The sequence below is a fragment of the Brevundimonas sp. SPF441 genome (assembly GCF_009661015.1).
GTDB classification, from domain to species: Bacteria; Pseudomonadota; Alphaproteobacteria; order Caulobacterales; family Caulobacteraceae; genus Brevundimonas; species Brevundimonas vesicularis.
Map to the genome: position 1 here is coordinate 68,365 of NZ_WJWX01000013.1, position 9,948 is coordinate 78,312.

Consider the following 9,948-nt stretch of genomic DNA (forward strand, 5'->3'; position numbering starts at 1 on the left):
ATCAGCCCCTGAAGGCCGCCTCGAGCATGCCCATCTGGCTGAGCACCGGGTTTTCCGGGGCCTGATCCTGATCGTCGGCATACATGCGGCGATCCAGATACAGGGTGCGGTCGAACAGCTTTTCCGACCGCACGAGGTATTCGATCAGGGCGATCGGAAGTTCGGCGTGGCTGGGCTCGGCGTCGATGCGGCGCTCGTTCAGGCGATAGCGCGGCTCGCAGGCGGTTTCCGGCGACATGTCGTCTTCTCGCACGGCGCGCTGGACCAGGAGCCAGGAGGCGATCTGCATCAGGCGGGTGGTCAGCTTCATGCTCTCGGCCGCATAGGCAAGGGCGGCGGCGCGCGACAGCATCTTGGAGTCGCGACGGCCCTCGCCGTCCAGATAGGCGGCGGTTTCTTCGACCAGTTCCATGCCTTCGCGGAAGGTGCGATCGAACAGCTCGGACCGGGCGAAATCGCGAACGGTGCGGCTGCGGTCAGCGGGGGACGGAGCGGAGGTCATTTGAGCATTGATCATCAGAGAAGGTCGGGTCCGTCCTGCAATCGGCCCCTGGCGGCGCCGTTCGCACGAAAGATGCAACGCTCATGCCATGCCAGCGGATCATTCGCGATCACGAACCGAAGTTGAACAGGGCGTCGGCGGCGTTTTTCTTGGAGCGTTTCGTCTCAATCGCGGCGCGCGAACGCGCGATCTCGGCCTCAAGCGCGGCGATCCGCTCCTGCAAATCCTCGACGGCGTAAACATCCAGGTCTTCGCGTGACAGGGCCCGCAGCGGCTCGCCGCGTTGCGGGCGGGGTTCAAGATCTTCGAACATCGTCGCCTTCCTTTCGCGCTGTCATGGCCAAGACGGTCCACGGTTCCTATCTGAACGCCCGGATACGGACGAATGCAAGGCGAGTGCGATGCGCGTGATCGAAATCGAAGGCGGTTCCGGACCGGCCGAGGCCCTGAAGATCGCCGAACGGCCCGATCCCGTGGCGAGGCCGGGTCAGGTGCTGATCCGGGTGCGGGCGGCGGGTGTGAACCGGCCGGACCTGCTGCAACGCATCGGCGCCTACCCCCCTCCCCCCGGCGCGTCGGACGTTCTGGGGCTTGAAATCGCCGGCGAGATCGAGGCCGTCGGAGAGGGCGTCACGCGCTGGGCAGTCGGCGACCGGGTCTGCGCCCTGCTGGGCGGCGGCGGCTATGCGGAGTTGGCCGTGGTGGATGCGCGTCATGTCCTGCCGATCCCCCAGGGTCTGGATTTCGTTCAGGCGGCCGTGCTGCCGGAAACCGTCTTCACCGTCTTCGCCAATGTGTTCGAGGGCGGCGCGCTGAAGGCCGGCGAGACGTTGCTGATCCACGGGGCGACCAGCGGCATCGGCGTGACGGCCATCCAGATGGCCAAGGCGGCAGGCGCCCGGGTGATCGCCACCTCGCGCGGGGCGGACAAGGCCACAGCCGCCAAGGTGCTGGGCGCGGACATCAGCCTGGACGCCAAGAGCGATGATCTGGAGGCGCAGATCCGCGAGGCGGGCGGCGCGGACGTGGTTCTGGACATGGTGGGGCGAGACTACGCCGCCCTGAACCTGAACAGTCTGAATGCGGGCGGGCGTTGGGTGGTCATCGCCTCCCTGACCGGCCCCAGGGTCGAGATGGATCTGCAGCGGATCATGCTGAAGCGATTGACCCTGACGGGATCGACCTTACGCAGCCGCCCGGCAGACGAAAAGGCGCGTCTGACCGCGGCTGTCGAGGCGACCGCCTGGCCGTGGGTCGCATCCGGCAAGGTGAAGCCGCCGGTTCAGGCGGTGTTCGCGTTGGAGCAGACGGCCGATGCGCACGCCGAACTGGAAGCCGGCGGGCACATCGGCAAGATCGTGCTGAGCGTCTAGTAGCGACCGCCGCGCACGGGGCGCAGCGACGAGATGTTGTCGTTGAAGCCGCCGTTCAGGAAGCGGACATCGCCTTCGACGATGCGGCAGCGTCCCCGGAACTCGGCGTCGGTGCAGACTTCCCAGCGGCCTTCGACGCGCATCGAACTGATGCGGTCATTGAACGGGGTGCGGCCCAGGTTGCGGTCCTCGCTGATGAACTCACGCGAGGCGCCGCGGAAGTTGGCGTCGTCATAGACGGTGATCGAGGACCGACCCCAGCCGCCGCCATTGCCGCCGCCCCATCCCCCTTCGCCTTCCCACTGACCTCGCACCGGGCCACAGACCAACAGACCATTTTCGTTCGCGATGTCGAAGCGGCCGCAGCGGCTGTAGTCCAACGAGCTGGCGCGACGATCCCGACCGCCGCCCTCGCAACGGGCGAACAGGCGACCGCCGCGCACCGAGGCGTCCGTGCAGCTTTGGCGATAACTGCCCTGGGGCGCGCGGCCGGCGCCAGCGCCCCAGTCTGGACCGCCGTTGCCCGGCCCACCATTGCCAGGCCCCCAGCCGCCGCCGGGACGGCCGGGCTGGCTGTCTTCATAGTCGCCACGGAACCGCCCGCAGACCAGCAGGCCGTTGTCGTTGTTGATCTCCTCGCCGCCGCAGCGGTTCAGCTCGATCGACGTGCCGCGCATCCGTCCGCGCGTATCGCGGCAATCGGCATAGAGACGACCGCGGTTCACATAGGCTTCCGAACACGACTGGGTATAGCCGCCGCGCGGGGCGACGCGTTGCTGCGCATAGTCCTGGCCCGAGGCCATCGCTGCGGCCAGAGCCGCGCCAAGCAGAATGGACATGGTGGTTCTCCTCTCCCGAAGCTGAAAAGCTTCATTACCGCGAAGGTTGCGTCAGGGCGGATGAACCGTTGCTGTATGGGATTGTCGCTCAGCGTTTTCTTTTGTGTCGAATAGGCCTATATCGGCATCATACGCGCCCGGTCGAAAGGCCGGGCGCCGTCGTATCCAACGCCAGCCGAAGCCTCATTCGGCGGCTCAACAACACCGGGACGAACGCCCCATGAGCGACATTCTGATGCCCAAGGCCACTGCGGTCTGGCTGGTCGACAACACCTCTCTCAGCTTCGAGCAGATCGCCGACTTCTGCGGCCTGCACCCGCTGGAAGTTCGCGGCATTGCCGACGGCGACGTGGCGCGCGACATTCGTGGCGTGGATCCCGTCACCGGCGGCCAGCTGACGCGCGAAGAACTGGACAAGGCCCAGGGCGACGAAAACTATCGCATGAAGGCGATCGTCAGCCGCCACGCCGAACTGCTGAAGTCGGCTAAGCCGGCGCCCAAATACACGCCGGTGTCGCGTCGCCAGGACCGCCCCGACGCCATCGCCTGGTTCGTGCGCAACCACCCCGAGGTGACCGACGCCCAGATCGCCAAGATGCTGGGCACGACCAAGTCCACCATCGAGAGCGTGCGCAACCGCACGCACTGGAACAGCGCCAACATCAAGCCGGTCGACCCGGTGACCCTCGGCCTGGTCGGCCAGCTGGCGCTGGATGAGATCGTCAAGAAGGCCGCCGACAAGAAGGCCAAGGACGACCTGAAGAATGGCGGCGGCACGATCCAGCCTGTCGAACAGGTCGAGGCCGAGCCCGAGTTCGTGCCGGAAGCCCGCCAACGTCCCGGCGCTGAGCCGACGGCGGAATCGGTGTTCGGCACCAAGGACTGACCCGCCTTCGCGTAACGAAAACGGCCCCGGAGAGCGATCTCCGGGGCCGTCGTCGTTTCAGGGAAGCGGACGCTAGGTCGCGCGCGCCTCCAGACTGGTGATTTCTTCCTTCAGCCGAAGCTTCTTCTGCTTCAGCGCCCTGACCTGCAACGGATCCGTGGACGGGCGGGTAAGCTCCTTCTGGATGGTCTCATCCAGGGTGCGATGACGATTACCCAGTTCGCGAATACGAGCCTCGATGGTCATGGCTTGCGCCTCCTTTGGTTAGGGACCAGTAGAGTGAGCGCCCGGTTTGGCGCGCTGTGTAATCACTTTCCAGTGACAGCCCGTCGCCCCGGACCCGAAGGAGGCTGACCCCCAAAATGGACGATGATGTGAACGGAGCCATACGGAACCCGCCCGCCAGACTGGTGGTCGGAATTTCAGGGGCTTCCGGTGCCGTCTATGGCGCCCGGATGCTGGACGCACTGAACGATTTGAGCGTCGAAAGCCATCTGGTCGTGACCAAGGCCGCCCTGCTCACATTGTCGCAGGAGACCGATCTGTCGCCCGACGAACTGACGGCCAAGGCGTCAGTGGTTCACAAGCTGGGCGACGTGGGGGCGACGATCGCCTCCGGCTCGTTCCGCACCCTGGGCATGATCGTGGCGCCCTGCTCGATCAAGACGATGAGCGAGATCGCGACCGGCGTGACCTCTACCCTGCTGACGCGGGCGGCGGACGTGACGCTGAAAGAGCGGCGACCGCTGGTTCTGATGGTGCGCGAAACGCCGTTCCACCTGGGCCACCTGCGCACCATGACGGCCTTAGCCGAAATGGGCGCGATCATCGCCCCGCCCCTGCCCGCGCTTTACGCCCGGCCGAGCTCGATCATGGATATGGTCGATCAGTCGGTGGGTCGGACGCTGGACCTGTTCGGCCTGGATTGGGGCGCGGTGCGGCGCTGGGAAGGCCTGAAGTCATGAGGCTGTGGGACTGGGCGATCGCCGCCTATGGCGCGCCGGGGGTCGGCGAGGCGTGTCTGGCGCTACAGGACAGCCACGACCAGAACGTGCCTGTGCTGCTGTGGTCGGCCTGGGTCGCGGCGACAGGCCGAAAGCCGGACGAAGAGACGATCGAGGCGGCCTGCGACACGGCCCGCGCCTGGGACAGCGTCGTGGTCGCCCCGCTGCGTTCGGTGCGGCGGATACTGAAAGCGCCGGTGCCCGATATCGACGACGGCCCGCGAGAGAGCGTGCGCAACCGCATCAAGGCGCTGGAGCTGGCGGCAGAGCGGCATTTGCTGGATGCGCTGGAGGCGCTGGCGCCCGAACCCAGCGGGCCGGCCCGCCCGATCATCGACGGCCTGGCAGCCACGGCGCGGATGTGGGCCGACGTGACACCGCGCCCGGCCCTGATCCGGCTCGCAGACGCCCTTCCGACCTGAGATCAGCGTGGCTATAAGCGGCCTGAGACGAGCGGCGTGGAGATGACACGATGAACGACGACACGCCTGCGATCACCGAGGAAATGGTCGAGCTTCACGCGCGGGTGAAGCATCTGCGCCAAGAACACGCCGATCTTGACGCCTCGATCGAAGCCCTGGGTCAGGCCGCCATTCCCGATCAGCTGATGATCGCCCGGCTGAAGCGCAAGAAGCTGGCGCTGAAGGACGAGATCGTGAAGCTGGAAGACCGAATCCTGCCCGACATCATCGCCTGATCTGGCCGGGCGAGCGGCAGGTTCCGCCCTGCGACCATCCGCCGCCCTGCCCTAGCCCCAAAGTCGCCAAAGCCCGCGGGCATAAGCCGTCCTCCCACGGAACGCCGTGCGCTGTCGGGGCGCCGCTTCCTTCATTCCAGAGCGTAGAGACGCTGGAGAGGCCGCCGAATGCGACGCCTGCTGTCCAACGCGCCGATGGCGCGGTGCAAGACCCTGTTGATCCACTCCGGCCAGACGGCCGCCTTCGCCGCCGTGGCCGTCTTCGCCGCCGCCGCCGCGCCAAATGCCGCGCGTGAGGCCGCCTTGCCGCCGCCGACCCAGATCGCCGCGCCGGTGTCGCCGCCGCTGAAGGCCGAGGTTGAGAAGGCGGGTCCGATCACGCGCCAGATCGCTTTCACCGCCCCGGTGCGCGGCTATGCGATCAACTCGCCGTTCGGCCTGCGCAAACTAGCCATCGAAGCCAAGGCGCGCGCGCACAAGGGCGTAGATATCGCCGCGCCGAAGGGCACGACTGTTTTCACCGCCGCCGAGGGCGAAGTCATTCGCACGGGGTACGACCCCGAGGGCTATGGCAACTTCATCGAGGTGCGCCACCCCAACGGGATGAGCACCCTGTACGGCCACCTCAGCCGGATCGATGTCGCGAACGGCGATGCGGTCGCGCCCGGTCAGCGCATCGGTCTGGTTGGCTCCACCGGCTATTCCACCGGCCCGCACCTGCATTTCGAGGTCCGTCGCGGCGGCGCGCAGGTGAATCCGACCAAGGTGGTCGATCGCCATTTCGAAGTGACGGTGAAGGCCAAGGCCTGACGCGCATTGCGTTGCGACGCGCGCCGCAAACGTCCTAGTGTCCCCTCACGTTCTGGGAGGGATGGACATGAACAAGATCGTCGCCGCCGTCGTCGCGGGCCTTTTGGCCGCCACGCCCATCGCCGCCTCGGCGCAGGACTATGGGCGCTACAGCGACGCCGCCGCACAGACCGAGTTGTCGCGCGTGGCGGATGTGCAGATGGCGGTCATGGTGCCGATGCGCGACGGCGTGGGACTGGCCACCAATGTCTATCGCCCCAAGAACGCGCCCGGCCCCTTGCCGACCGTGTTCGTCCGCACGCCCTATAACGAGCTGGCCTACAACGCCCGCACCACGCGTTCGGCCCTGAGCTGGGTCAGCAAGGGCTATGCCTTCGTCATCCAGAACGAGCGGGGACGGTATTTCTCGGGTGGCGACTATCAGATCCTGGGCTATCCCCAGACCGACGGCTATGACGCCCTGACGTGGATTGCGGCCCAGCCCTGGTCGAACGGCAAGGTCGGCACCTTGGGCTGTTCGTCCTCCGCAGAGTGGCAGCTGGCCCTGGCGGCCCAGAACCATCCCGCCCATGCCGCCATGGTGCCTCAGGCCTCGGGCGCCGGCATCGGCAAGGTCGGACGGTTCCAGGAACAGGGCAACTGGTACACCGGGGGCGTGCCGCGCAACCTGTTCTTCGTGTGGCTGTACGGCGTGGACAATCCGCAGCGCGCCCAGATTCCGATGGACATCGACCAGGAAACCCGCGCCCGCATCGTCCGCTACAACGACCTGGACGCCAAGAAGCCGGATGTGAACTGGCCCAGCCAGATTCGGCATCTGCCGGTCAACGAGATGCTGAAGGACCTGGGCGAGCCGGCCGGCACGTTCGAGGAACTGATCGCGCGCACCCCATCCGATCCGGCCTGGCGTCAGGGCGGCCTGTATCACGACGACATGGGCTGGGGTGTGCCGTCCCTGTGGTTCAACAGCTGGTATGACGTCTCCATCGGGCCGAACATGGAGCTGTTCAACCACGCCCGGTCCACGACCCAGGATCGCGAGGCGGCCGAGAACCAGTATGTCGTGGTCGGCCCCAACAACCACTGCGCCTTTGGCGGCCTGGGGCCGAACTACAAGTCGGGCGATCGACCGCTGGGCGACGCCACCTTCGACAGCGACGCCCTGGTGCACGCCTGGTTCGATCGCTGGCTGAAGGGCGAGCGCCGCGCCTTCCCCGAGAGCACGCCGCACGTGCAGTATTTCAACATGGGCGAAAACGCCTGGCGCACGGCCGCGCAGTGGCCCCCGGCCGGGGTCAAGACGGTGCGGATGTACCTGCGCTCGGGCGGCGGGGCCAACAGCTTGAATGGCGACGGCCTGTTGAGCCTTCAGGCGCCGCCCGCCGGCGAGCCGGCCGACCGCTATCGCTATGATCCGATGAACCCGGTCCAGACCATCGGCGGCGGCGATTGCTGCAACGGTGGGCTGGTCACGGCCGGGGCCTTCGATCAGCGACCGATCGAGGCGCGCAACGACGTGCTGGTCTATACGTCGGAAGCGCTGACCGAGCCGATGCAGGTCACCGGCTTCATCGATGCGGTGCTGAAGGTGTCGTCCTCTGCGCCCGACACCGATTTCGCGGTCAAGCTGGTCGACGTGGCGCCGGACGGCACGGCCTATATCCTGGGCGACACCATCATGCGGGCGCGCTATCGCAACGGCTATGACCGCCCCGCGCCCCTGACGCCGGGTCAGGTGGCGACCGTGCAGCCCACGCCGCTGACCATCAGCAACACCTTCCAGCCCGGTCACCGCATCCGGGTCGAAGTCACCAGCTCCAACTTCCCCAAGTTCGTGCGCAACCTGAACACGGGCGGACCGAACGAGACCGAGAGCCAGGGCGTGGTCGCCGACAACGCCATCCATCACGCGGGCGACGACGCCTCCTACATCGACCTGCCTGTGGTGAAATAGGCGCCCCTGCGCCGAAGTCGCTGGCGTCCCCTGTCGTCGGATTCTAGTCTGACGACAGGGATTTGGGAGGCGACATGGCGGCGTTGACGCTGGATGGGGTGAACAAGCGATACGGCGATTTTCACGCCGTGCGCGATCTGAGTTTTCAGGTCGAGAAGGGGTCGATCTGCGGCTTTCTGGGACCGAACGGGGCGGGCAAGACCTCGACCCTGCGAATGATCCTGGGGTTGCAGCCAGCGACGTCGGGACGGATCGAAATCCTGGGCGCCGACGACGGGCGCAAGGTGCGCGATCGGATCGGTTTCCTGCCCGAGGAACGCGGCCTCTATAAAAAGATGACACCGGTCGAGGCCATCGCCTTCTTCGGCGCGCTGAAAGGCCTGCCGGTCGCCGAAGGCCGCAAGCGCGCCAAGACCCTGCTGGAGCAGCAGGGCCTCGGCGAGGCGCAGAAAAAGAAGATGAAGGAGCTGTCCAAGGGGATGGCGCAGAAGGTGCAGCTGATCGCCTCGGTCGTGCACCAGCCTGAGTTCGTCATCCTGGACGAGCCCTTCTCCGGTCTGGACCCGATGAACCAGCAGGGCCTGGAGGCGATGATTCGCGGGCTGGCCGCGAACGGCGCCACGGTGCTGTTCTCCACCCACGTGATGCAGCATGCCGAGCGGCTGTGCGACAAGGTCGTGCTGCTGGCGCGTGGCAAGAAGGCGTTCGAGGGGACGGTGGATCAGGCCAAGGCCACTTCGCCGCGCTTCCTGGATCTGGACGGCGCGATCAGCGCGGCCGCCGCCGCCGCCCTGCCCGGCGTGGCGGGCGTCGAGACCCTGTCCGACGTCGATGGCGTGCGTCGCCTGAAAATCGCCCTGGCGCCCGGCGCCGGGGGTCAGGATACGTTGAAGACGGCCTTCCTGAACGGCCTGGACGTGCGCGGCTTCGCGCTGAAGGAGCCGACGCTGCACGACGCCTTCATCGGCCTGACCGGCGACCATCCCGACCAACCCGTCGCATCCGTGGAGGCTGTCCGATGAACCGCACCCTGCTGATCGCGCGACGCGAATATGTCGCCTACGCCAAGACCGTCGGCTTCTGGCTGTCGCTTCTGGCCTTTCCCCTGTTCGCCGTGCTGGGCGGCGGCATTCCGGCGCTGATCAAGGCCTCCGAGCCGATCAAGTCGGTGGCGGTGATCGAGGAAGGCCCCAATGCGACGGGTCTGGCCGCCGCCGTTCGCGCCTCTCTGCAAGCGGATGTGGATCGTCAGAACGAACGCCTGCGCGAAGCCGCTGAAAAGGGACAGGCGGGCGCCGGGCGCGCCGTCGCCTCCATTACCGGCCCCAAGATCCGTCTGGTTGACACGCCGCCCGCCATCGCCGACGCCGTCGGCCCGGCCCGTGACGAGGCGATCCGCAAGTCGCTGGACAAGCAGACCTCGAACGCCAGGCGCCTCGACGCCGTGGTCTTCCTGAGCCGCACGGATGGCAAGCCCGCCGCCCAGGTCTGGACCGCGCGCGCCACCGACAACGACGTTTCCGGCTTCGTCCGAAATGCCCTGCGTGATGCCCGACGCACCGAACTTCTGACCGCCGCCGGGGTCGCCCCGGCCGTGGCGCAGGAGGTTCAGACCTTCCGACCCGAGGTGAAGTCCTTCTCGCCCAGCGCGGCCAGCGGGGGCGAGGTGTCGATGCGTGACCGAATCCCGTCCTTCATCGGCCTGGGCGTCGGCTTCCTCTTGTGGTCGCTGGTCATCACCGGGGCCTCCATCCTGCTGAACAGCGTGATGGAGGAGAAGTCCAACAAGATCCTGGAGGTGCTGCTGTCCTCGGCGTCGGCGACCGAAATCCTGACGGGCAAGGTGCTGGGGGTGGCGCTGCTGACCCTGACGGTCATGGGGG

At 66.9% G+C, this 9,948-nt stretch carries 13 protein-coding genes; 9 read left to right on the forward strand and 4 right to left on the reverse strand.

The annotated features are described in order from the left end of the window. Position 1 precedes the first annotated feature (1 nt). A complete protein-coding gene (locus tag GGC30_RS09310; protein WP_055754989.1) occupies positions 2-502 on the reverse strand; it encodes a DUF1465 family protein in 501 nt (166 codons plus the stop codon). Positions 503-611: 109 nt separating this feature from the next. Then, positions 612-815, reverse strand: a complete 204-nt coding sequence (locus GGC30_RS09315) for a DUF1192 domain-containing protein (RefSeq protein WP_055754990.1) — start codon at positions 813-815, stop codon at positions 612-614. Positions 816-903: 88 nt separating this feature from the next. Between GGC30_RS09315 and GGC30_RS09320 the strand changes: the two genes are divergently transcribed. Further along, on the forward strand, positions 904-1,875 hold the full coding sequence (locus GGC30_RS09320) for an NAD(P)H-quinone oxidoreductase (RefSeq protein ID WP_153923589.1): 972 nt from the start codon (positions 904-906) through the stop codon (positions 1,873-1,875). Here GGC30_RS09320 and GGC30_RS09325 read toward each other — a convergent pair. Beyond that, a complete protein-coding gene (locus GGC30_RS09325; RefSeq protein ID WP_153923590.1) occupies positions 1,872-2,714 on the reverse strand; it encodes a beta/gamma crystallin-related protein in 843 nt (280 codons plus the stop codon). The genes GGC30_RS09320 and GGC30_RS09325 overlap by 4 nt on opposite strands. 220 nt (positions 2,715-2,934) lie before the next feature. Here GGC30_RS09325 and GGC30_RS09330 point away from each other — a divergent pair, with 220 nt between their 5' ends. Continuing rightward, positions 2,935-3,600 carry a DUF1013 domain-containing protein gene (locus GGC30_RS09330; protein ID WP_039245300.1) on the forward strand — a complete coding sequence of 222 codons (666 nt, stop codon included), beginning with the start codon at positions 2,935-2,937 and terminating at the stop codon, positions 3,598-3,600. Between the two features lie 72 nt (positions 3,601-3,672). Here the strand turns inward: GGC30_RS09330 and GGC30_RS09335 are convergent, their stop codons facing one another. Beyond that, positions 3,673-3,846: a YdcH family protein gene (locus tag GGC30_RS09335; RefSeq protein ID WP_017505994.1), complete on the reverse strand. Its 174-nt coding sequence runs from the start codon at positions 3,844-3,846 to the stop codon at positions 3,673-3,675. A 116-nt stretch (positions 3,847-3,962) separates the two neighbouring features. Here GGC30_RS09335 and GGC30_RS09340 point away from each other — a divergent pair, with 116 nt between their 5' ends. The 7 genes from GGC30_RS09340 to GGC30_RS09370 form a co-directional block, all read left to right on the forward strand. Further along, positions 3,963-4,565, forward strand: a complete 603-nt coding sequence (locus tag GGC30_RS09340; protein ID WP_153923591.1) for a UbiX family flavin prenyltransferase — start codon at positions 3,963-3,965, stop codon at positions 4,563-4,565. Then, the gene (locus GGC30_RS09345; protein WP_153923592.1) at positions 4,562-5,026 is read left to right on the forward strand and encodes a TIGR02444 family protein; all 465 of its coding nucleotides are present in this window, start codon (positions 4,562-4,564) and stop codon (positions 5,024-5,026) included. The genes GGC30_RS09340 and GGC30_RS09345 overlap by 4 nt, the downstream gene beginning before the upstream one ends. Positions 5,027-5,076: 50 nt before the next feature. Next, positions 5,077-5,301 carry a YdcH family protein gene (locus tag GGC30_RS09350; RefSeq protein WP_055754995.1) on the forward strand — a complete coding sequence of 75 codons (225 nt, stop codon included), beginning with the start codon at positions 5,077-5,079 and terminating at the stop codon, positions 5,299-5,301. A 168-nt stretch (positions 5,302-5,469) separates the two neighbouring features. Further along, positions 5,470-6,111 (forward strand): M23 family metallopeptidase, encoded by a 642-nt coding sequence (locus GGC30_RS09355; protein ID WP_045810279.1) that lies wholly within the window; start codon positions 5,470-5,472, stop codon positions 6,109-6,111. A 67-nt stretch (positions 6,112-6,178) separates the two neighbouring features. Then, positions 6,179-8,065, forward strand: a complete 1,887-nt coding sequence (locus GGC30_RS09360) for a CocE/NonD family hydrolase (RefSeq protein WP_194943570.1) — start codon at positions 6,179-6,181, stop codon at positions 8,063-8,065. 74 nt (positions 8,066-8,139) lie between these two features. After that, on the forward strand, positions 8,140-9,087 hold the full coding sequence (locus GGC30_RS09365; RefSeq protein WP_153923594.1) for an ABC transporter ATP-binding protein: 948 nt from the start codon (positions 8,140-8,142) through the stop codon (positions 9,085-9,087). Then, positions 9,084-9,948, forward strand: an 865-nt coding sequence (locus GGC30_RS09370) for an ABC transporter permease (protein WP_194943571.1), incomplete at its 3' end; no start/stop codon positions are given. The genes GGC30_RS09365 and GGC30_RS09370, both read left to right, overlap by 4 nt.

Coding starts and splice junctions, on each gene's coding strand:
- GGC30_RS09310 (WP_055754989.1), bottom strand. CDS start 502: ATGACCTCCGCTCCGTCCCCCGCTGACCGCAGCCGCACCGTTCGCGAT.
- GGC30_RS09315 (WP_055754990.1), bottom strand. CDS start 815: ATGTTCGAAGATCTTGAACCCCGCCCGCAACGCGGCGAGCCGCTGCGG.
- GGC30_RS09320 (WP_153923589.1), top strand. CDS start 904: ATGCGCGTGATCGAAATCGAAGGCGGTTCCGGACCGGCCGAGGCCCTG.
- GGC30_RS09325 (WP_153923590.1), bottom strand. CDS start 2,714: ATGTCCATTCTGCTTGGCGCGGCTCTGGCCGCAGCGATGGCCTCGGGC.
- GGC30_RS09330 (WP_039245300.1), top strand. CDS start 2,935: ATGAGCGACATTCTGATGCCCAAGGCCACTGCGGTCTGGCTGGTCGAC.
- GGC30_RS09335 (WP_017505994.1), bottom strand. CDS start 3,846: ATGACCATCGAGGCTCGTATTCGCGAACTGGGTAATCGTCATCGCACC.
- GGC30_RS09340 (WP_153923591.1), top strand. CDS start 3,963: ATGGACGATGATGTGAACGGAGCCATACGGAACCCGCCCGCCAGACTG.
- GGC30_RS09345 (WP_153923592.1), top strand. CDS start 4,562: ATGAGGCTGTGGGACTGGGCGATCGCCGCCTATGGCGCGCCGGGGGTC.
- GGC30_RS09350 (WP_055754995.1), top strand. CDS start 5,077: ATGAACGACGACACGCCTGCGATCACCGAGGAAATGGTCGAGCTTCAC.
- GGC30_RS09355 (WP_045810279.1), top strand. CDS start 5,470: ATGCGACGCCTGCTGTCCAACGCGCCGATGGCGCGGTGCAAGACCCTG.
- GGC30_RS09360 (WP_194943570.1), top strand. CDS start 6,179: ATGAACAAGATCGTCGCCGCCGTCGTCGCGGGCCTTTTGGCCGCCACG.
- GGC30_RS09365 (WP_153923594.1), top strand. CDS start 8,140: ATGGCGGCGTTGACGCTGGATGGGGTGAACAAGCGATACGGCGATTTT.